General features: G+C 72.3%; 16 protein-coding genes. 8 read left to right on the top strand and 8 right to left on the bottom strand.

The window, feature by feature from the left end:
- Positions 1-7,410, bottom strand: a 7,410-nt coding sequence (locus SM418_RS03405) for a non-ribosomal peptide synthetase (RefSeq protein WP_371966043.1), incomplete at its 3' end; no start/stop codon positions are given.
- A 444-nt stretch (positions 7,411-7,854) separates the two neighbouring features.
- Positions 7,855-9,342, bottom strand: coding sequence for an amino acid adenylation domain-containing protein (locus SM418_RS03410; RefSeq protein ID WP_371939022.1), 1,488 nt, complete (start codon positions 9,340-9,342; stop codon positions 7,855-7,857).
- A 258-nt stretch (positions 9,343-9,600) separates the two neighbouring features.
- Between SM418_RS03410 and sbnA the strand changes: the two genes are divergently transcribed.
- Both sbnA and sbnB read left to right on the top strand, forming a co-directional pair.
- A complete protein-coding gene (sbnA, locus tag SM418_RS03415; RefSeq protein ID WP_371939023.1) occupies positions 9,601-10,578 on the top strand; it encodes a 2,3-diaminopropionate biosynthesis protein SbnA in 978 nt (325 codons plus the stop codon).
- A gap of 28 nt (positions 10,579-10,606) precedes the next feature.
- Positions 10,607-11,632 carry a 2,3-diaminopropionate biosynthesis protein SbnB gene (gene sbnB / locus SM418_RS03420; RefSeq protein ID WP_371939024.1) on the top strand — a complete coding sequence of 342 codons (1,026 nt, stop codon included), beginning with the start codon at positions 10,607-10,609 and terminating at the stop codon, positions 11,630-11,632.
- 58 nt (positions 11,633-11,690) lie between these two features.
- On the opposite strand, the gene SM418_RS03425 is transcribed toward sbnB, so the two are convergent.
- Positions 11,691-12,011: a Uma2 family endonuclease gene (locus SM418_RS03425; protein WP_371939025.1), complete on the bottom strand. Its 321-nt coding sequence runs from the start codon at positions 12,009-12,011 to the stop codon at positions 11,691-11,693.
- Positions 12,012-12,257: 246 nt separating this feature from the next.
- On the opposite strand from SM418_RS03425, the gene SM418_RS03430 reads away from it, so the two are divergent.
- Positions 12,258-13,367: an epoxide hydrolase family protein gene (locus tag SM418_RS03430; protein ID WP_371939026.1), complete on the top strand. Its 1,110-nt coding sequence runs from the start codon at positions 12,258-12,260 to the stop codon at positions 13,365-13,367.
- A gap of 71 nt (positions 13,368-13,438) precedes the next feature.
- Here SM418_RS03430 and SM418_RS03435 read toward each other — a convergent pair whose 3' ends face one another.
- Positions 13,439-14,029 (bottom strand): Uma2 family endonuclease, encoded by a 591-nt coding sequence (locus tag SM418_RS03435; RefSeq protein ID WP_371939027.1) that lies wholly within the window; start codon positions 14,027-14,029, stop codon positions 13,439-13,441.
- Positions 14,030-14,176: 147 nt separating this feature from the next.
- On the opposite strand from SM418_RS03435, the gene SM418_RS03440 reads away from it, so the two are divergent.
- Both SM418_RS03440 and SM418_RS03445 read left to right on the top strand, forming a co-directional pair.
- Positions 14,177-14,419: a hypothetical protein gene (locus SM418_RS03440; protein WP_371939028.1), complete on the top strand. Its 243-nt coding sequence runs from the start codon at positions 14,177-14,179 to the stop codon at positions 14,417-14,419.
- 94 nt (positions 14,420-14,513) lie between these two features.
- A complete protein-coding gene (locus tag SM418_RS03445; RefSeq protein WP_371939029.1) occupies positions 14,514-15,611 on the top strand; it encodes an acyl-CoA dehydrogenase family protein in 1,098 nt (365 codons plus the stop codon).
- On the opposite strand, the gene SM418_RS03450 is transcribed toward SM418_RS03445, so the two are convergent.
- A complete protein-coding gene (locus SM418_RS03450) occupies positions 15,586-15,996 on the bottom strand; it encodes a DUF2000 family protein (RefSeq protein WP_371939030.1) in 411 nt (136 codons plus the stop codon). The two genes, SM418_RS03445 and SM418_RS03450, sit on opposite strands and share 26 nt — an antisense overlap.
- A 64-nt stretch (positions 15,997-16,060) precedes the next feature.
- On the opposite strand from SM418_RS03450, the gene SM418_RS03455 reads away from it, so the two are divergent.
- The 3 genes from SM418_RS03455 (at position 16,061) to SM418_RS03465 (ending at position 18,774) form a co-directional block, all read left to right on the top strand.
- On the top strand, positions 16,061-16,861 hold the full coding sequence (locus SM418_RS03455; RefSeq protein ID WP_371939031.1) for an AraC family transcriptional regulator: 801 nt from the start codon (positions 16,061-16,063) through the stop codon (positions 16,859-16,861).
- A gap of 15 nt (positions 16,862-16,876) precedes the next feature.
- Positions 16,877-17,875, top strand: coding sequence for an ADP-ribosylglycohydrolase family protein (locus tag SM418_RS03460; protein WP_371939032.1), 999 nt, complete (start codon positions 16,877-16,879; stop codon positions 17,873-17,875).
- A gap of 101 nt (positions 17,876-17,976) precedes the next feature.
- Entirely contained in the window at positions 17,977-18,774 is a 798-nt protein-coding gene (locus SM418_RS03465) for an alpha/beta fold hydrolase (protein ID WP_371939033.1), read from the top strand.
- Positions 18,775-18,788: 14 nt separating this feature from the next.
- On the opposite strand, the gene SM418_RS03470 is transcribed toward SM418_RS03465, so the two are convergent.
- The 3 genes from SM418_RS03470 to SM418_RS03480 are packed head-to-tail and all read right to left on the bottom strand — an operon-like array spanning position 18,789 to position 20,749.
- Positions 18,789-19,208, bottom strand: a complete 420-nt coding sequence (locus tag SM418_RS03470; RefSeq protein WP_371939034.1) for a TIGR03668 family PPOX class F420-dependent oxidoreductase — start codon at positions 19,206-19,208, stop codon at positions 18,789-18,791.
- A 56-nt stretch (positions 19,209-19,264) separates the two neighbouring features.
- On the bottom strand, positions 19,265-20,059 hold the full coding sequence (locus SM418_RS03475; protein WP_371939649.1) for an enoyl-CoA hydratase: 795 nt from the start codon (positions 20,057-20,059) through the stop codon (positions 19,265-19,267).
- Positions 20,060-20,104: 45 nt separating this feature from the next.
- Complete coding sequence (locus tag SM418_RS03480; protein ID WP_371939035.1) at positions 20,105-20,749, bottom strand: class II aldolase/adducin family protein; 645 nt, start codon at positions 20,747-20,749, stop codon at positions 20,105-20,107.
- Positions 20,750-20,814: the final 65 nt, after the last annotated feature.

The raw sequence follows: 20,814 nt of genomic DNA on the forward strand, positions 1-20,814 counted from the left end.
CTCCCGGAACGACGGATCCCCCGACGTGTCGGTGCGCAGGACGAGCATGTTCACGAACATGCCGACGAGATCGTCCAGCGCCTCGTCCATGCGGCCCGCGATGGGCGACCCGATCGGCACGTCCGTCCCGGCGCCGAGCCGCGTCAGCAGCGCGGCGAAGGCGGCCTGCATGACCATGAACGGGCTGGCGCCGGTCTCCCTGGTGAGCCTCAGCACGTCCGCGCGGACGCCGGCGCCGAGCCGGAAGCGCTCCGTGCCGCCCCGGTAGGACGCCTCCGCCGGGCGCGGCCGGTCGGCCGGAAGCCGCAACTCCTCCGGCAACCCGGCGAGCGCGTCCCGCCAGTACGCGAGCTGCCGCGACACCAGGCTCTCCGGATCGTCCTCGGAGCCCAGCAGTTCCTGCTGCCAGAGTATGTAGTCCCCGTACTGGACGGGCAGCGGCGCCCACTGCGGCTCGCGTCCCTCCGCGCGGGCCGCGTAGGCGGTGACGAAGTCGCGGGCGAGCGGCGCCATCGACCAGCCGTCGCCGCCGACGTGGTGCATGAGCAGCAGCACGACGTGTTCGTCCGGGCACAGCCGGAACAGGTGGGTCCGCAGCGGCGGCTCGGCGGTGATGTCGAACGCGTACCCGGCGGCCATGGCGAGCCGCGCCGGCAGCTCCGCCTCGGCCGTGTCGGCGACCTCCAGCTCGGGGCGGGCGGCGGCGGGGTCCAGGACGAGCCGGCGCGGCACTCCCCCGGCGTCCGGCAAGATCGTGCGAAGCGTCTCGTGCCGTTCCACCAGGTCGCCGACGGCGGAGCGGAGCGCGGCCGCGTCCAGGGGCCCGCGGATGCGCAGCGCGACCGGCATGTTGTAGGTCGCCGAGGGCCCCTCGAACCGGTTCAGGAACCACAGCCGCTGCTGCGCATAGGAGGGCGGGACCACGCCCGGACGCTCGCGAGGCTCCAGCGGCGGGCGGCCGGACGCCGCCCCGTCCAGGTCGGCCGCCCGCGCGGCGAGGCCGGCGATGGTCGGCGCCTCGAACAGGGCCCGGACGGGCAACTCGACCCCGAGGACCCGGCGGATCCGGGTCGCCACCCGCATCGCGACGAGCGAGTCGCCGCCGAGTTCGAAGAAGTCGTCGTCGATGCCGGGCGCCTCGATCCCGAGCAGGTCGCCGACGATGTCGGCCACCGCGGCCTCCCGGGCGTCGCGCGGCGCCCGGTAGACGGCCCCGGGGCCGGCGAGCTCCGGCTTGGGCAGCGCCTTGGTGTCGACCTTCCCGTTGGGCGTGAGCGGCAGCTCGTCCATGACGACCACTACGGCGGGCACCATCGACTCGGGGAGGTTCTCGCGCACGTGGGCGCGCAGCTCCTCGGGGTCCACGGTTTCGCCCGGGGCGGCGACGACGTAGGCGACCAGGCGGCTGCCGCCGGGCGCGGCACCCCGGCGGGGCGCGGCGGGGGCCGCGGCGCCGAGCCCGGCCAGCACGGCCTGCACCTCACCCGCGCCGGACAGCGCGATGTCGCCGACCGGACGCTCCGGCTCGGCGACGAGGGTATCGACGAGACCGTGCAACAACGCGGTCAGCCGCTCCGCGGTGGCGCGGTCGAACACGTCTGGCCGGTACTCCAGCCGCAGCCGGAGCCGTTCGCCCGGCACGGCGAGCAGGGTCAGCGGGTAGTGGGTGGCGTCGATCAGGTCCGCGTCCGCCAGCCGGACCCCGTCGAACGCCGCGTCGAGCAGCGCCGCGTCGAAGGGGTAGTTCTCGAACACCGTCATGGTGTCGAAGAGCGGGCCGGTCCCCGCCGCCCGCTGGACCTCGCCCAGTCCGAGGTGGTGGTGCGCGAACAGCGCCGACTGCTCGTCCTGGAGGCGGCCGAGGCTCTGCATGAGGGTCTCGGCGTCGCGCAGCCGGACCCGGACCGGCAGCGTGTTGATGAACAGCCCGACCATCTGCTCGGCCCCGGCAAGCTCGGGTGGCCGGCCGGAGACGGTGGCGCCGAACACCACGTCGTCGCGGCCGGTGAGGCGCGCCAGCAGCAGCCCCCACAGCCCCTGCACGACGGTGTTGAGGGTCAGGCCGTACCGCCGCGCCTGGGACGCCAGCCCGTCCGACAGGTCGCGACGCAGGTCGAGAACGACGTGCTCGGGGAGCACTGGCGCGCGGTCCGCGGCGGCCGGGGTCAGCAGCGTCGGCCCGGCGATCCCCTCGAGGGAGGCCCGCCACGCCTCCCTGGCGGCATCGCGGTCCTGGGCGTCCAGCCAGGCCAGATGCTTCTTGTACGGCGCGGTGCCCGCCGGCCGCCCACCGGAGTAAAGGGTCAGGAGCTCACCGGCCAGCACCGGGATGGACCAGCCGTCGAGCAGGATGTGGTGGGCGGTGAGCAGGAGGCGGTGGCGGTCGGGGCCGAGCCTGAGCAGCGCGAAGCGCAGCAGCGGCGGACGTTCAAGATCGAAGGGGCGGGCCCGCTCGTCCGTCATGACCCGCCGGACCTCATCGGCGCGGGCGCCGTCGAGGTCGATCTCTCGCCAGGGCGCTTCGGCCTCGCCGTACACGATCTGCACGGGGGTGCCGTCGCCGGTCTGCGCGAAGGCGGCCCGCAGGCCCGGGTGCAGGCCGGTCAGCCCCTGCCCGGCCGCGCGCAGGGCGGCGGCGTCCAGTGGCCCCTCGAAGTCCAGAACGAGCTGGGCGGTGTAGACGTCGGAGCCCGAGTCGAGCAGGGCGTGGAAGAAGAAACCCTGCTGGAGCGGGGAGAGCGGCCAGATGTCCACCAGTCGCGGATGGGCGGCCTCCGTCTCGGCGACCTCCGGCCGGGTCAGCGGGACGAGCGGGAAGTCTGACGGCGTGTGCCCGCCCCCGCCCGCCGCGACGTGCGCGACGATGCCCTGCAGGGCCTCGAACCACGCGGCGGCCAGCTCTGCGACGTCCGCGCCGTCCAGGATGCGGGCCGCCCACGTCCAGGTGGCCGACAGGCGGGGACCGGCGGCCGAGTCCCGGGCGATCGCGTCGATCTCCACGGTGTGGGCGAGCGGCATGGCGGCGTCCCCGCCGCCGTCCAGCGCTCCCGCCTCGGCGGCGATGCTCCAGTCGCCGTCCCCGGCCTCGACCCGCCCGAGGTAGTTGACGACCATCTGCGGCGCCGGCCGCGCGGCCAGCTCCGCCCCGGTCGCGGCGTTCAGGTAGCGCAGCAGGCCGTAGCCGATGCCGTTGTCCGGGAGCGCCCTGAGCCGCTCCTTGACGCTGCGGACGGCATCGCCGGCCGCCGGGCCGCCGGAGCGGACCTCGTTCCATTCCGCGGCGCCCGCGTCGAGCCGGACGGGGAACATGCTGGTGAACCAGCCGACCGTGCGCGACAGGTCGAAATCGGCGCCGTGGCCCCCGCCGGGGGCGGCGGTCAGGTCCTCGCGCCCGTGGCCCTCCAGGTCCACCAGCACGGCGGAGTCCCGGGTGCGGACTCCCCGGCGGCGGCGCCATTCGGTCACGGCGAGGGCGAGCCCGGCGAGCAGGACGTCGTTCACCCGGCCGTGGAACGCCGCGGGCACGCTGGTCAGCAGCGCCGACGTGGTGGCCTCGTCCAGTTCCATGGTCAGGCTCCCGGCCGTGCCGCGGGTGTCCTCGGCGGGATCCAGCCGGCGTTCGCCGAGCAGCGGGTCCTCGGTCCGCAGCATCTCGGTCCACAGGCCGAGTTCGGCGGTCCGCCGGTCGCCGACGGCCTCCTCGGCCAGCCGCCGCGCCCAGCGGCGGAAGGACGTGCCGACCGGGTCCAGCCGGACGGGCGCGCCGGTGGAGCTCGCCGCCCAGGCGGCGACCAGGTCGGGCAGGAGGATCCGCCAGGACACACCGTCGACGACCAGGTGGTGCAGCACGACCAGCAGCCGGCCCTGCGAACGCGGGCCGGCGTCCAGCCATACGAGCTGCGTCATCGTCCCGGAGGCGGGGTCCAGGCGCCCGCGCGCGAGTGCCGCCTGCGCCGTGACGGTCTCGGCCAGGGCGGCTTCGTCCGCTCCGGCGACGTCGACCCGGTGGACGCACGCGGCGGCGTCGACGGTCCCCGGCGCGGCGATGCGCGGGTCGCCGCCGGCGGGCAGGCTCGTCCGGAGGGCGTCGTGATGGTCCAGCACGGCCCGCAGCGCACGGGTCAGATGGTCGACGCCCAGTCCGGGCGGGGTGCGCAGCAGGACGCTCTGGCTGAACCCGTCGGCCGGTCCGCCGAGGTCCCGCAGCCACCGCATGATCGGAGTCGCCGGGAACTCGCCCACGCCCGCGCCGGACTCCTCGGCCGCGCCGTCCGCCGCGACTCCTTCCGCGGGACGGGCGACCTGGGCGAGAGCCTCCACCGTCGGATGCAGGAACACCTCCCGCGGCGATAGCAGCAGACCGGACCGCCGGGCCCGCGACACCAGCCGCATGGCGATGATCGAGTCGCCGCCGAGGTCGAAGAAGCCGTCGTCGACCCCGACCCGCGCGACGCCCAGCACCTCGGCGAAAAGGTCCGCCAGCAGCTTCTCCGCGGGGGTGCGCGGCTCGCGGCCCGACGCCCGCGCCGCGAAGTCGGGAGCGGGCAGCGCCGCACGGTCGAGCTTGCCGCTGGGATTCAGCGGCAGCGCCTCCAGCGGCACCACCGCCGCCGGGACCATGTACGCCGGCAGCGTCTGGCCGGCGAAGCGCCGCAGTTCGCCGGGGTCGGCGTCGGCGTCGGCTTCCGGGACCACGTACGCGACCAGCCGCGGGTTCCCCGGCTGGTCCTCCCGATGCACCACCACCGCGTGGCTCACCGCGGGGTGCCGGGCGAGCGCGGTCTCGATCTCGCCCGGCTCGATCCGGAAGCCGCGGATCTTTACCTGGTGGTCCAGGCGGCCCAGGTACTCGATCTGCCCGGCGCCGTTCCAGCGGGCGAGGTCGCCCGTGCGGTACATGCGTTCACCGGGCGCCCCGAACGGGCAGGCGACGAACCGCTCGGCGGTGAGCGCGGGCCGGTCCAGGTAACCGCGGGCCAGGCCCGCGCCCGCCAGGTAGAGCTCCCCGGGCACGCCCACCGGGACGGGCCTGAGGGTCGCGTCCAGCACGTAGGCGCGGGTGTTGGCGATCGGGCCGCCGATCGGCGCGTGGCCGGCGAGGTTGCCGTCGTCGAACCAGGCCGTCGCGTAGACGGTCGCCTCGGTGGGGCCGTAGATGTTGGCGATGCGGGCCTTCGGCACGAGGGCCCGCAGGTCGTGGACGAGCTTCGCGGGCAGCGCCTCCCCGGCGAGGACGATGTCGCCCGCCTCCAGCGCCGGGGCTCCCGCCGCGAGCAGGGCGGACATCGCCGAAGGCACGCCGCTGATCAGCGTCCCGGCCCAGCCGCCGCGCTCGGCGACCTCCAGCAGGTCCCGGACGACCTCGATGTGGCCGCCCATCGTGAGCGGCGTCAGCCACTCGAACACCGACACGTCGAAGTTCAGCGACGTGGAGAACAGCACGCGGGCGAGGCGATCGGGCCCGAAGTCCCTCCTCGCCCACGCGCACAGGTCGACGGCGCTGGCGTGGGAGACGACGACGCCCTTCGGACGTCCCGTCGAACCCGAGGTGTAGATGACGTAGGCGGCGTCGCCGCGGCGGAGCGGGCGGACCCTGTCCGCATCGGTCACGACGGCGCCCGCCACGGCAGCGTCCGCCACGGCGGGGCCGCTCGCGGCACCGCCGGGCGTGCCGTCGAGGGAGGACGCCTCCAACTCGATGCGGGGCGTAGCGCCGGGCAGTTCGGCGTTCGAGGTCGTGACGACGCAGACCGGGGACGCGTCGTCCAGCATGAACGCGATGCGGTCCGCCGGGTAGGCGAGGTCGATCGGCAGGTAGGCCGCGCCCGCCTTCAGCACGGCGAGCGCGGCGACGACCAGTTTCTCGTCGCGCGGGAGGGCCAGGGCGACGAAGTCCCCGCCGCCGACGCCGCGGCCGATCAGGCGGCGGGCGAGCCGGCCGGCGCGCTCGTCCAGTTCCCGGTAGGTGAGGGTCGTCCCGGCGTGCGTGACGGCGGGCGCGTCCGGAGTGCGGGCGGCCTGGGCCTCGAACAGCTCCGGAACGACGGCGGGCTCGACGGTCAGCGCCGTGTCGTTCCACTCCTCCAGCACACGGGACCGTTCGGCGCCGTCCAGCAGTTCCACGTCGCGGAGCGGCGTGGTGGGGTCCGCCGCCCCCAGCCCGCGCATGAACCGGACGTAGCGGTCCAGATGCGCGGAGACCTGGTCCTCGGTGTACAGGTCCGGGTGCGCCTCGAAGTCGACGCGCATTCCGGCGCCGTCGAAGTTGTCGTAGATGTTGATCGACAGGTCGTCGACCGGCCCGGTGGTGATGGGGTGCATCCGCGCCGGGAGGCCCGCGAAGTCCAGCCGGTAGTCGAAGGCCATGATGTTGATGACCGGTCCGTGCAGCCGGTGCCGCTCGCCCACCAGCTTCAGGTCGCGCAGCAGGTCGTCGCGCCGGTAGCGCTGGTGCCGCAGCGCCCGCGCGGTCGCCCGCGTCGCGTCGCGGACCAGCTCCTCCACCGTCGCGTCCGGGCGGACCCGGACCCGCAACGGCAGGATCGTGGACAGCATCGCCGGCGTCTCCAGCGCCAGCCGGGACGTACGGCCGCTGACGGCGAGCCCGAGGATGACATCCTCGGCGCCGGTCATCCGCGCCACGTACGCGGCGGTCGCGGCGATCGCGAGACCCGGCGTCGCCGTGCGCAGGCGACGCGCTCCGGCCACGAGCGCGGCGGTCTCGTCCGGCGAGACGACGCCGACCAGGCTCCGGTAGTCGGCGGTGGGCTCGGCCATCTCGTCCGACAGCGACACCGCCACCGGACGGTCGGCGAACCGCTCGGTCCAGTAGGCGCGGTCCCGCTCGAACTTCGCCGATGCCCGGTACTCCTCCTCCGCCGCGAGGACCGCCCGGTAGTCGCCGAGCTCCCCCGGGACGTACTCGCCCCCGTTCGCCAGCGACGTGTAGATCTCGGCGGCGCGGCGGCTGATCAGCGAGCCGCAGTAGCCGTCCTGGATGATGTGGTGGGCGCGGATGAACCAGCGGTGCAGGTCGGGCGCCAGCCGCAGCAGGGCCGTGGTGAAGAGCCGCTCGCCCTCCAGCGGCAGCGGCTCGGCCATCCGCTCCCTCATCCACTCCCGCGCGGCGGCGTCCGGGTCGGGCTCGCCGGAGAGATCCACCAGCGGGATCGACACGGCGGCGTCCGGGTCCAGGATCTGGTGGGCGACTCCGTCCGCCTCCGCCAGCCGCGCGTTCATCCCGATCGCCTCGTGCGCGCCGATCCGTGCGACTCGGTCGAACAGTTCGTGGTCGAGCGGCCCCTCGATCTCGATGTACTGCGCGATGTGAATCGGCGTTTCCGGCGCCAGCTGCTGCGCGTACCAGACGCTCTGCTGAGCGGCCGAAAGAGGAACGAACTCGATGGACATCAAGCGGCACTTTCCCGGTCGAGGGGGGGTTTCTTTACGCCCGGCATCGGAGCCACGGCCCCGGCGGGCGGAGAATCAACGAGAATGACCACAGAACTGATCGGACTTTCCCCGTCCCCTTTCACCCCGAGCCACCGCCGGGAACGCCATCCCGCGTTATCCCGGAGTCAACGCCCTGTGGTCCCGCCAATACAGAGCGCCGCCACTTTCCGCTCTCGGCCGGAACCGCCTTCGACCCACGTTCTACTCAGGAGTAGCGGGGTCACAGTCAACCAGCCTGTCACATGCCTCGCAATCCCCTCAAAAGTAGAACTTGGCCGGTCCCATTGCTAACAGGAGTGACAAAACGGCCGACCCGCACCCTGGGCCGACCCGGCCGCGACGCTCATCGGATGACAAGGGTTGACAACCGAATCGGCCCACTCCGATCACCCACCGTGATCATCAGCGGGACGGGTACTCGTGCACGACCACCGCGGCGGCGCCCACCCCGGGGTGCCGCTGCAGGACCGCCTCGATCTCGCCCAGCTCCATCCGCACCCCGGCGATCTTGACCTGCCGGTCGACGCGGCCGAGGTACTGCAGGGTGGGCCGGTCCTCGCCGCCCGCGCCGGCCGGCAGCAGCTTCACCGCGTCGCCCGTCCGGTAGAGGCGGCCGCTGGGAGACGACGCGTCGAACGGGTCGCGGTAGAAGGCCTCGCGGGTCCGCTCGTCGTCGCCGAGGTAGCCGCGGCCGACGACCACGCCGCCGACGAACAGCTCGCCGGTCTCGCCGACGTCGCAGGCCGCCCACGTGCCCTCGGCCTCCTCGCGCAGCACGTAGAGGCGCGCGTTGACGATCGGGCCGCCGATCGGCAGGCGGAGAAGTTCCAGGTCACCGGCCGTCACGGTGTGGTGGGTGACGTCGTCGGAGCACTCGGTCGGGCCGTAGGCGTTGAGCAGCCGGGCGTGCGGCATCGCCTCCAGCCAGCGGCGGGACAGCTCGGCGGGCAGTTCCTCGCCGGTCGCGATCATCCAGCGCAGGCCGGTCAGCGAGCCGGGGGTCAGGTCGTCCAGCAGGTGCCTGACCATGGTGGGGACGAGCTCGACGATCGTGATGCCCTGGCCGTCCACCGCGCGGGCGAACGCCTCCGGGTCGTGCCCGACGCCGTCGCCGATCACGTCGACGCGGCCGCCGAGCAGCAGCGGGCACAGCATCTGCCAGATCGAGATGTCGAAGCCGAGCGGGGCGGTGAACGCCACGACGTCCGCGCCGGTCAGCTCGAGGTCGACGATCTTCGCCCAGAGGTGGTTGAGCATCCCCTGGTGCTCGACGACCGCCCCCTTGGGACGCCCCGTCGAACCCGAGGTGAACAGGACGTAGCGCGGCTGGTCGAGGGAGTTCAGGCGGGGCTCCCCCGCCCAGGGCGCGAGAGCGTCCGCGGCCGCCGCGTCGACGACCCGGCAGCCGGCCTCCCGCGCGCCCTCCAGCAGGGCCGGGGCGGTCCGCGGCGCGTCCACCGTGACCAGCACGGACGCGCCCGCCTGGTCGAGGACGTCGCGGACGCGCCCGGCGGGCCAGGTCTCGTCGGCCGGCACGTACAGGGCGCCGATCAGCTCGATCGCGAGGAACGCGGCGATGACCGCGGCGCGGCGCTCGCCGCCGACGCCGACGACCGTGCCCGGCTCGACGCCCTCCGCCTCCAGCAGCGCGGCGAGGCGGCGGGCCTCCGCGGCCAGTTCGGCGTAGGAGAGCGAGCGGCGCTCGTCGGTGACCGCGGGACGGTCGCGCTCGGCGGCGAACCGCTCCACCCGGGTGATGACCGGATCGGCGAGGTCGATCTCCTGCTCGCGGAGCATCCCGTGCCGGGCGACCAGTTCGCGGGCCCGCTCGACCTCCGCCGCGGGCACCTCCAGTGCGGGCAGCCCGGCCAGGGGGAGCAGCCGGTCCACAACGGGTCCGCGAGCAGTCATCATTACACTCCGTGATGTAGAACCACTCCGCTGTAACAGCATTACAAGCAGCGGCCATAGCTTATGTCCGGCGCCGGTCAGAAGCACCTCGCAATGCAACCTACCAATGAGTAAGTAGGGGGTTGCGACGGCAACTTGCTCGCGGGTACGGTGATGCTCCGCATGGCTCTGGCGTGAGGCCCGGCGGCGAACTCGGGGGACGATGAGGGAATTGTTTCTTCATTTGAGGGTGGACGCGTGCCGATAATCACCTCGCCGCAGGATTTCAATGTCGACGACCTTTACGTCGATCTGCGGCATGTCATAAACCGGCCGCTCTACCTCAAATGCGAGGGCTTCAATTTCGCCGGGTCGGTCAAGCTGAAGGCGGCCGCCGCGATGGTGGAGGCGGCCGGGCGCGAGGGCGCGCTCACCCCCGACTCGATCATCGTCGAGTCGTCGTCGGGCAACCTCGGGATCGCGCTCAGCCTCATCGCCGCGAGCCGGGGCCTGAAGTTCGTGTGCGTCACCGACCCGCGGTGCAACCCGGCCTCGATGCGGGTCATGCGGGCGCTCGGCGCCGAGGTCCGCGTCGTGTCCGACAAGGACGCCAACGGCGGCTACCTCGGCGGCCGCATCGACTACGTCCGGAAGCTGTGCGAGTCGGACGAGCGGTACGTGTGGCTGAACCAGTACGCCAACCGCAACAACTGGATGGCCCACTACCGCGGAACCGCTCCGGCGATCGACCGCGAGTTCCCTGACCTGGAGGTTCTCTTCGTCGGCGCCGGGACGACGGGGACGCTGATGGGCTGCGCCCGCTACTTCCGCGAGCACCGGCGCCCCGTCACGATCGTGGCGGTCGACGCGGTCGGCTCGGTCACGTTCGGCGGCATGCCGGAGCGGCGGATGGTGCCGGGGCTCGGTACGAGCAGCATGCCGGCACTGGTGGACGAGTCGTTCATCGACGACGTCGTCCACGTCGCCGAGCCGGACACGATCCGGACCGTCCACGCCCTCGCGTCCCGCGGGTTCCTGTTCGGCGGCTCCACGGGCACCGTCGTGTCCGGCGCGTCCCGCTGGCTGGACGCCAAGTACCCCGGCGAGGACCCCGTCGCGGTGGCCATCGCCCCCGACTTCGGCGAGCGATACCTGGACTCGATCTACGAGGAGAGTTGGTTGCGCGAGCACTTCGGCGACCTGCTCTCCGACCCCGCCGCTATCCTCGACGACTGATCATCGAGAAAACACGGAGTTTCCCACCATGACGCAGGCCCCAGCATTCGCCGTGATCTCCGGCGCCCAGGTCCACGAGGCGGTCGCCGGGCGCGAGGAGCAGGTCACCCGGATGGTCGAGGCGGCCTACCGGCTGCACGGCGAGGGGCTGACCGTCAACCCGGACTCCTACTTCCTGCGCTTCCCCGACCGGCCGTCCGACCGGATCATCGCGCTGCCGGCCTCGGTCAAGGGCGACGTCGGCGTGCACGGCATCAAGTGGATCTCCAGCTTCCCCGGCAACGTCGCGAACGGCATCCCGCGCGCGTCGGCCGTGCTGATCCTGAACGACGCGGACACCGGCTACCCGTTCGCGTGCCTGGAGAGCTCCATCATTTCCGCGGCCCGCACCGCCGCGTCCGCCGCCCTGGCCGCCGCCACCCTCGCCGACGCCCGCGGCTCCCGCCCGCGCCGGGTCGGCTTCATCGGGGTCGGGCTCATCGCGCGCTACATCCACACGTACCTGGCGGGCAACGGATTCACGTTCGACGAGTTGGGCGTTCACGACCTCTCTCGGGAGCACGCCGAGGGGTTCGAGGAGTACCTGGGGCGTTCGGAGAAGGGCGAGATCACGATCCACGAGTCGGCGGAGTCGCTGATCCGCTCGTCCGACCTGGTCGTCTTCGCGACCGTCGCCGGCGAGCCGCACGTGACCGACCCGGCCTGGTTCGCGCACAACCCCCTCGTGCTGCACGTGTCGCTGCGGGACCTCTCCCCCGAGATCATCCTGTCGGCGTACAACGTCGTGGACGACGTCGAGCACTGCATGAAGGCCAACACGTCCCCGCACCTGGCCGAGCAGAAGGTCGGCGACCGCGACTTCGTCGCCGGGACGCTGTACGACGTCCTCACCGGGGCGACCAGGCCACCGGCCGACAAGCCGGTGATCTTCTCTCCGTTCGGCCTCGGCGTCCTGGACCTGGCGGTGGCGAAGTACGTCTACGACCAGGTCTCCTCGTCGGGCGCGCTGCACACCGTCCCCGACTTCTTCCACGAACTGAAGCGCTACGGCTGAGACGCACACGAGACGCCGCTGACCACCGGGACACCGGACCCACCCGGGCTACCACCCGCTAGGCGAACGTAGCGTTGTCCAACTCGAACCCGAACGGCTCCGTGAGCGCCAACCCCTTCCCGAAGGGCACCTGATCGGTGCGCGCGTAGTCCTTACCGTCAGGCTGGCTGAACAGCATCACCCGCACCTCGTCCCGCTCCACCAGAAGGTAGAGCGGGATCCCGGCACGCGCGTACCCGTACCGCTTGGCCTCTCGGCCAGGGCCCGGCCGCGAGGAGGTCACCTCCACCACCATGGCGATGCCGTCCGGCGCCGACCACGAGTCGCCGTTGTCGTAGACGTCGAGGTCCCGAGGAGCGAAAGTGCCGTCCGGGATCACGAAGCAGGGCCATCTCCCACACCTCGGCAGCGTCGTCGGCCAACCCGATCATCGCGGCCCTCGCCGTCGGGTGCGGTCACACCCCCGACCCGTCCGGCCGCACGTGGCTCTGGGCCCGCCTCAAGCCCTGACCGCACACGCAGGCCCCTTGATCGTTGGTTGCGCCAATGATCGTGGTAACGTTGGCGCCGCCAACGTTGGTTGCCCACACATTCGGGCGACGGGTGAATCCGCTGGAGTCAAACCATGATCAAGCCGTTTCGCATCGACATCCCCCAGGCAGACCTCGACGACCTGGCCGACCGGCTCTCCCGCACCCGCTGGCCCAACGAGGTCGCAGGCGCCGGGTGGGACTACGGCTTCCCGCTGGCCCGGCTCAAGGAACTGGCCGAATACTGGCGCACCGGCTACGACTGGCGCGAGCACGAAGCCGAGCTCAACGAGCTACCGCACTTCACCACCGAGATCGACGGGCAGAACATCCACTTCGTCCACGTCCGGTCTCCGAAGCCGGACGCGCTCGCGCTGGTCCTCACCCACGGCTGGCCGCGTTCGTTCCTGGAGTTCCTCGACGTGATCGAGCCGCTGTCGCGCGACTTCCACCTGGTGATCCCGTCCATCCCCGGTTTCGGCTTCTCCGGGCCGACCCACGAGCGCGGCTGGGACATCGTCCGGGTCGCGCGGGCCTGGGCCGAGCTGATGCGCCGTCTCGGGTACGAGCGCTATGGCGCGCAGGGCGGCGACTTCGGCTCGGGCATCTCGACGGCGCTCGGCGCGGTGGCGCCCGAGCAGGTCGTCGGAGTGCACGTCAACTACCTGCCCACCCGGCCGGTCCCGGACGCGGGCGTCGAACTGTCCGAAGCGGACGAGGCCCGGCTGGACAAGGTCAGGGAGCTGATGGCGAACCGTCCGCCTTACCAGGCTCTGCAGGCCACCACCCCGCAGACCATCGGCTACGCACTGACCGACTCACCGGTCGGCCAGCTGGCCTGGATCGCCGAACGCTTCGCCCAGTGGACGGACCCTCGCTCGCAGATCAGTGACGACCGGATGCTCACCGACATCTCGCTGTACTGGCTGACCGCCACCGCGGCCTCCTCGGCGCGGCTGACCCGCGAGACACCACGGGGGACCGAGCCGTGCCCGGTGCCGGTGGGCGTGGCGGTGTTCGCGCACGACATCACGCAGTCGGTGCGGCCGCTGGCCGAGCGGCTGTACGACATCAGGCACTGGTCGGAGTTCGAGCGCGGCGGCCACTTCGCCGCGATGGAGGTGCCGGAGCTGCTCGCCGAGGACGTCCGGCACTTCTTCCTTTCCCTGGCCGAGAACGACCACCAGGCCGCCGGCCGGTCTTAGGTGTCACGCGGTACACCCGGGAACCGGGGCCATGGCCGACTCCGGTTCCCGACGGCCGTCCGCTGACAGGGTCAGGCGAATCCCGAGGTGTCCAGCTCGATCTCGAACGGCTCCGGCAGGGGCAGCGTCTTCCCGAAGACCACCTGGTCCGTGTGCCTGTAGTCGACACCGTCCGTCCCGGTGAACAGCGTCACCGTTTCCTCCTCCCGATCCACCAGCAGGTAGAACGGGATGCCCGAGCGCGCGTACCCGGTCCGTTTGCCGCTTCGGTCCCGTTCCGGCCTGGAGGACGTGACCTCCACGACCATCGCGATCCCCCCGGACTCGGCCCGCATCCATTCGGCAGCACCCCGGAAGAGACGCAGCTCGGCGGGTGCGATGACCATGTCCGGGATCACGCGGCTGTCCTGCTGTCCGGCGCCGCCAGGAATGATCAGCCCCTTCTGGCCGGCCCAATGGAAGCGCCGAGGGGAGTCCCGGACGATCTGCAGGGAGATTTCAGCGATCCAATCCTCATGGTCGCCCAGGGGGGGTGGGGTCACGACGATCTCTCCGTCGATCAGTTCGGCTCGGAAGCCCTCCGGGGTGTCGAGGGCGAGGAAACCTTCCAGGAGAACGTCGTCGTCTTCGTACGACAGGGGCTCATGAACCATCACACTCATGCCCTGCTCCTTCCCTCGCGAACGAGCCTATGAGCAGAGCGCCACCCTTCGCATACAGAACGTAGCAACCGGACCTTGCGCTCCCAGCCTACGGCTCACGCCTCGTGCAGGGCAGATAGAACGGGTCGGAGTGGGCACGGTTCGTATATGGATGAGCGAGATGTCAGGCGTGGGGACGTCCAGGAGCTGTCGGACTTCGAGCTGATCGTGTACGAGACCGTGGCGGAGATCGACAAGGAGCAGGGCGCGGCCGACTTCGAGACCATCGGGGCGCTCGTCGAGGCGCCCGACGAGGATCTGTGGGCCGCGCTCGGCCACCTCGTGTCGATCAACCACCTGCACTCGACCAGCAAGGGGTACGTGCTCGGGCCGCACGACTGGGCTCCCTGACCGTCCCGCTGGATGGGAACGCCGGTGAGAAGGGCGGCCGGCGCGCGGCACGATGGCCCGGTAAGCCTGGGACACGTGTGGGAGGCCGCCGGAAATGAAGCTCGTCGTCACCGAGGAACAGCGGGAGCTGCGGGACGCGCTGCGGCGGTTCTTCGCCGACCGGTCCCCCGCCGCCGAGGTGCGGCGGCTGATGGAGACCGCCGAGGGCTACGACCCCAAGGTCTGGGCGCAGATGGCCGAGCAGCTCGGGCTGCAGGGCCTCGCGATCGGCGAGGAGCACGGCGGCGCCGGGTTCGGGGTGCGGGAGCTGGCCGTGGTGTTCGAGGAGATGGGACGGGCGGTCGTGTGCGCGCCGTTCCTCGCGACGATCACGGCCGCGGCGGCGCTGGAGGCCGGTGAGGGCGGGCACGACCTGCTCGCGGGCATCGCGGACGGGTCCACCATCGCGACGCTGGCCGTAGCCGAGGACGCCGGGTCCTGGGATCCCGACGCGGTCGAGGCAACGTTCGCCGGCGGGGCGCTCCGGGGGACGAAGAGCTTCGTCCTGGACGGGCATGTCGCCGATCTGGTCCTCGTCGCGGCCCGTGGGCAGGACGGGGTCGGGGTCTATGCCGTGGAAGACGTGTCGCCGCTCACCCGGACCCTCATGCCGACTCTCGATCAGACGCGGAAGCTCGCGCGGATCGAGTTCGACGGCGTCCCGGCCAGGAAGGTCGGCGGGCCGGACGCGCTGCGGCGGGCGCTCGACATCGCGGCCGTGGCGCTGGCCGCCGAGCAGCTCGGGGGCGCCCAGCAGACCCTCGACATGACCGTCGAGTACGCGAAGGTGCGGCACCAGTTCGGGCGTCCGATCGGGTCGTTCCAGGCGATCAAGCACCGGTGCGCGGACATGTTCGTGCTGGTGGAGTCGGCGCGCTCGGCGGTGCTGAACGCGGCCGGCGCCGCGGACGAGAGCCCGGGGGAGCTGCCGGCCGCCGCCGCGCTGGCGAAGGCGTACTGCTCGGACGCCTACTTCCACACGGCGGGCGAGGCCATCCAGCTCCACGGCGGCATCGGGTTCACGTGGGAGCACGACGCGCACCTGTACTTCAAGCGCGCCCAGGGGTCGCGGCAGCTTTTCGGCGCGCCCGACCGGCATCTCCAGCGGCTGGCCGCGCTCGCCGGGCTCACGGGTGAAGCCTCAACCCCTTGAGGACCTTGTCCACGCCGTTCTTCGGGCCGTGGACGGCGAACCCGACCAGGGGCATCTCCTCTGCGGTGACCGCGCGGACGGTCTCGCGGTTGGCCTCATCGTGTCCGGTCTTGAACATGTCCTCGATGTAGACGGCGATGTCCATCTCGCGGGCGAGAGCGCGGGCGTGGGCCTTCAGGACGTCTCCGGCGCCGCCCTCGTAGACCAGGACGGGCTGCCGGAACATCGCCAGGTACCGGTTCCCGGACGCGTCCTCGTACGGTTCGCCGATGATGCCGGGCACGCCGCCCGCCACGGCGCCGGCGAGGAACGCGGTCACGTTGAGCCGCTGCCACGCGGCCAGGTCGTCCCGGACCACGATCCCGATCTTGGTGTCGAAGCGCATGCGGACCAGGGTGCCGGGGACGGCGGCGGCCCGTCTTGAACGCTCGTGCGCCAGACTGGGGCACGTGGACTGGAGCCGGTACTGGCGGTCGTCCGACCGTCCCCTGGAGGCGATGCACGCCCACTTCGTGCGGCACGTCTACCACCGGCACAGCCACGAGACGTACTCGTTCGGCGTGACCGAGGACGGCTACCAGGCGTTCCGCTGCCGGGGCGGCGCCCACACGAGCGCGGCCGGGATGGTCATCGCCTTCAACCCCGACGATCCGCACGACGGACACGCCGCCGACGAGCTGGGCTTCACCTACCGGATGGTCCACATCGGGCCGGATCTGGTGTCGGAGGTGCTGGCCGACATGGCGGGCCGGACGGCCGGGCTGCCGCTGTTCGGCTCTCCCGTCGTCGACGATCCCGTCCTGGCGCGGAACCTGCGCGGGCTGCACGCGGCGCTGCTCGGCGGCGCGCCCGCCCTGCGGCGGGACGAGCTGCTGACCGCGACGGTCGGGGCGATGGTCGACCGGGCCGCCACGCGGCGTCCGGGCGCCTCGGAAGCGGGCGGCTTCGTCGAGCGGGCCAGGCGGCGTCTCGCGGAGGCCTACCTGGACGACATCGGCGCCGACGAACTGGCCGAGGCGGCCGGGTGCAGCCGGTTCGCGCTCTACCGGGGGTTCCGGCGGGCGTACGGGATGGGGCCGAGCGACTACCAGCGCCAGCTCCGCCTCCGCGCGGCCCGGCGCCGGCTCGCCCGGGGCGAGGCGATCGGGGACGTCGCGGCCGCCACGGGTTTCGCTGACCAGAGCCATCTGACGCGCTGGTTCGTCCGCTGCTACGGCCTGACGCCGGGCCGCTTCCAGCGTGCCGTTTGAGGAAGAATGCCCGCTATGAAACGGGCTAGCGGGGCGATGTTCGGGCTGGCGTACGGGGATTCCCTGGGCGCGCCGACCGAGTTCCTCTCCATGAAGCAGATCCGGCGGCGTTTCGGCGACCACGGGCCCGCGCGGCCCGACGGCGATCCGGCGCTCGTCACCGACGACACGCAGATGGCGATCGCGGTCGGCCTCGCGATCCTGGACGCCCTGGCGAACCCGCCGTTCACGCCCGACCTGATCACCCCGATGTGGCGGCGGCGGTTCGTCGACTGGCTCGACAGCCCCGACAACGACCGCGCGCCCGGCAACACGTGCCTGCGGGCATGCCGGGGCCTGGCCGCCGGGAAGCCGTGGGTGGAGGCCACCGTGACGGGTTCCAAGGGCTGCGGCGCGAACATGCGGGTGGCGCCGGTCGGGCTGGCCCCCGGCCTGTCGGACGAGACCCGGGCGGGCGCGTCCCAGCTCCAGGCCGCCCTCACCCACGGCCATCCGACCGGGCTGGCGGCCAGCGAGCTGACGGCGTTCGCCGTCCGGCTGCTGGCCGACGGCACGGACCCGTCCGACCTGCCCGGATCGCTCCGCGCCCGCTGCCACGACCAGCGCACCACCTACCACGAGCGCTGGCTCGGCGACCTGTGGCGGCGGCCCGGCGTGGACGCCGCGGAGACGTTCATCGCGCGCGGCTGGGACGAGTGCCTGGCCGTCCTCGACCGCCTGGACGAGGCCGTCGCGCGCGGCGACCGCACGTCCGACCCCTGCGGGGCCACCGGCGCGGGCTGGGTGGCCGAGGAGGCCCTCGCCACGGGGCTGCTCTGCTTCCTGCTCTTCCCGGACGATCCGGTCGGGGCGATCCGCCGCGGCGCTGCCAGCTCCGGCGACTCCGACTCGATCGCCTGCCTGGCCGGGGCCTTCGCCGGCGCCCACCTCGGCATGGACGCCTGGCCGCGGGAGTGGTCCGCCCGCATCGAGTACGCCGGCGACCTGGCGAGGATCGGCGAAGCCTGGGACTGAGTTCCGAGAGCACCGCTTTCCGAGAGCACCGCTCTTGACTCACTCCATCGCTATGGCTAAGTTCATTAGCCATAGAGCTACAAACATTCAAGGAGTGCGCGATGAGCGAGACCCGGTACCTCGGCCTTCCCGACGGGCGGCTCGCCTACGACGACAGCGGCGACGGCCCGCTGATCGTGTGCCTGCCGTCGATGCTCGACCTCCGGTCGCAGTACCGGTTCCTGCGGCCCCTGCTGCTCGAGGCCGGCTACCGGGTCGTCACCGTCGACCAGCGCGGCATGGGCGAGACCAGCGCGCGGTGGCCCGAGTACGGCAGTACGCCCCTCGCCCACGACCTCCTGGCGCTGCTGCGGCACCTGGACGCCGGGCCCGCCCTGGTCTACGGCTGCTCGAACGGCGCGGCGGCCGCCGTCTGGGTCGCGGCCGAGGCGCCCGAACTGATCAAGGGCCTCGTGCTGGCGGCGCCGTTCGTCCGGGACGGCGACGGCGGGTTCGCGCTGAAGCTCACCGCGGCCCTCATGCGGATCCCCGGCCTGGCGGTGCCGCTCTACATGTCGTACTACCCGAAGTGGGAGCCCAAGCCCCCGGCCGACTTCGCCGAGCACAAGGCGAAGCTGAAGGCCAACTTCAAGGAGCCGGGCCGCGGCAAGGTCATCGCCGACTACCTCAGCATGTCGCACGCCGAGGCCGAGGTGCGGCTCGACCGGGTGCAGGCGCCCGTGCTCGTCATCATGGGGACGGGCGACATCGACTGGCCCGACCCGGCCGCCGAGGCCGACTGGGTCGCGCGGAAGCTGAACGGGCAGGTCGTCCTCCTGGACGGGGCCGGGCACCACCCGCACGTCGAGTTCCCCGAGGAGATCGCCGAGGCGGTCACGGCCTTCCAGCGGTCCCTCTGAGACCAGGCCCCTGGCTAGGACGCCGACCAGCCCGTCCAGGCTTGGATCGTGATCGCGATGACCGGGCCCTCGGGCGGGCGGTCGCGGTACTGGACGTAGCGCTCCGCGAGGAGCGCGACTGGTTCGGCCATCTGCGCTGGATCGTCGACGACGTGGGCGTGACCGTCGACGCGGACCCACCAGAGGCGGTCCCAGTCGTCCTCATAGTGGTCGGCCAGCAGCGCGACGCGGGGGTTGGCGCGGATGTTGGCCAGTCGCCGCAGATCCCGCGTGCTCTTCGGCTTGTGATCCACGGCCGTGTAGACACTGCCCCGGTGGACGGCGAACGTCACGGGGACGAGATGCGGCCGCTCGTCCTCCCCCACGGTCGCCAGGCGCACGACCGGGACGGTCGCCAGCAGCCGGCGCGCGTCGTCCGGCGAGAGCTTCGGCACGTTCTCACCCTGCCACGGTTCAGCCCCGGGCAGCGGTCTCGGCCCCGGGCCACGGCTCAGTCCTGGAAGTCCGGGGGGCGGTGCTCCTTGCGGGCCTTGATGGCCTCTTCGAAGTTGTGGGTGGTGAGGCGGACGTAGAGCTGGGCGAGGCCCTCCTGGCCCATGTGCGCGTCGAGGCTCGCGGCGTCCAGGCTGGACCACAGCATCCGCTTGGTCAGCTCGACGCCGGGACGGCTGAACGCCGCGATCCGCTCGGCCAGCTCGTAACCGGCGTCGAGCAGCTTGTCGGCCGGGACGACGCGGGAGAGCAGCCCGATGCGCTCGGCCTCGACGGCGTCCACGTCCCGCCCGGACAGCATCATCTCGAAGGCGCGGGACGCGCCGATCGCGCGCGGCAGCAGGTAGCTGAGGCCGAGCTCGCTCGCCGTCAGGCCGTTGTTGATCCCGGCGGCGCGGAACAGCGCGCTCTCCGCGCCGATCCGGATGTCGGCGGCCAGCGACAGGCAGAGGCCGCCGCCGATCGCCGGGCCGTTGACCGCCGCGATGACCGGCTGGTGGACGCGGCGCATCGCGCGGATCACGTCGTCGAGCAGTTCCATCGAGCGGAGGGCGATGGTGGGGAGCGTCAGCCCGTCGATGCCGGGGAGGTGGCCGGGGTTCTCCAGGTCGGCGCCGGAGCAGAAGCCGCGCCCGGCGCCGGTGATGACGACGGCGCGGGTGTCGTTGTCGCGGCTCACCTCTTCGAGGGCCTCGCGGAACGGGACCATCACGTCGAACGCCATCGCGTTCATGCGCTCGGGCCGGTTCAGCGTGATGAGGGTGATGTGCGGGCGCGGCTTGTCGATCAGCACGAAGGGCAAAGCGGGCCTCCCGGAGTGAACCTAACAAGCGCTAGGTTACATGCGCGGGAACTCCGGGGGCGCGAGGCCGCGCTCGACCACCTTCGCCAGCTCGGCCTCCGTCAGGACGCGCGGCTCGCCGATCGCCTTGGCCCGCACGTAGACGCCGCACAGCCACTCCAGGAGGCGGGCGTTCTCGAACGCCTCGTCCAGGTCGCGCCCGATCGCGACCCCGCCGTGGTTGGCCATCAGCGCGGCGCGCTTCCCGCCCGCCATGGCTTCCCGGACGTTCTCCGCCAGCTCGGGCGTCCCGTAGGTGGCGTACTCGGCGACCTTCACCACGCCGCCCAGCAGCAGGGTGTTGTAGTGGATCGGCGGCAGCTCGGACATGGTCGTCGCCACGACGGCGCCGTACGTCGAGTGCGTGTGCACGATCGCCGCCGCCGGGGTCGCTTCGTAGAGCGCGAGGTGCATGGGCGTCTCGGACGACGGCGCCCGCTCTCCCTCCACGAGCCGGGCGGACATGTTCACCACCGGGCAGTCGGCGGGCTCCATCCGGTCCAGCATCATGCCGCCGGGCGTGACCGCGACGAGGTCCCCCGACCGTACGCTGATGTTGCCCGACGCTCCGGTCACGAGCCCGGCGCCGGCCAGCCGCCGGCCGATGGCGCACAACTCCTGCCGTTCACCCTTCAGCAACATGCGAATACCTCTCACGTTCCACGGTCTCCACCGCGTACGCTACGGCCCTGACGATCATTAAGGGG

The sequence above is a fragment of the Actinomadura chokoriensis genome (assembly GCF_041463665.1).
Classification (GTDB): domain Bacteria; phylum Actinomycetota; class Actinomycetes; order Streptosporangiales; family Streptosporangiaceae; genus Spirillospora; species Spirillospora chokoriensis_A.

Bases quoted from the DNA above. Each gene is read 5' to 3' on its own strand.
- sbnB (WP_371939024.1), top strand. From the start codon at position 10,607: ATGACGCAGGCCCCAGCATTCGCCGTGATCTCCGGCGCCCAGGTCCAC.
- SM418_RS03430 (WP_371939026.1), top strand. From the start codon at position 12,258: ATGATCAAGCCGTTTCGCATCGACATCCCCCAGGCAGACCTCGACGAC.
- SM418_RS03435 (WP_371939027.1), bottom strand. From the start codon at position 14,029: ATGAGTGTGATGGTTCATGAGCCCCTGTCGTACGAAGACGACGACGTT.
- SM418_RS03440 (WP_371939028.1), top strand. From the start codon at position 14,177: ATGGATGAGCGAGATGTCAGGCGTGGGGACGTCCAGGAGCTGTCGGAC.
- SM418_RS03445 (WP_371939029.1), top strand. From the start codon at position 14,514: ATGAAGCTCGTCGTCACCGAGGAACAGCGGGAGCTGCGGGACGCGCTG.
- SM418_RS03450 (WP_371939030.1), bottom strand. From the start codon at position 15,996: ATGCGCTTCGACACCAAGATCGGGATCGTGGTCCGGGACGACCTGGCC.
- SM418_RS03460 (WP_371939032.1), top strand. From the start codon at position 16,877: ATGAAACGGGCTAGCGGGGCGATGTTCGGGCTGGCGTACGGGGATTCC.
- SM418_RS03465 (WP_371939033.1), top strand. From the start codon at position 17,977: ATGAGCGAGACCCGGTACCTCGGCCTTCCCGACGGGCGGCTCGCCTAC.
- SM418_RS03480 (WP_371939035.1), bottom strand. From the start codon at position 20,749: ATGTTGCTGAAGGGTGAACGGCAGGAGTTGTGCGCCATCGGCCGGCGG.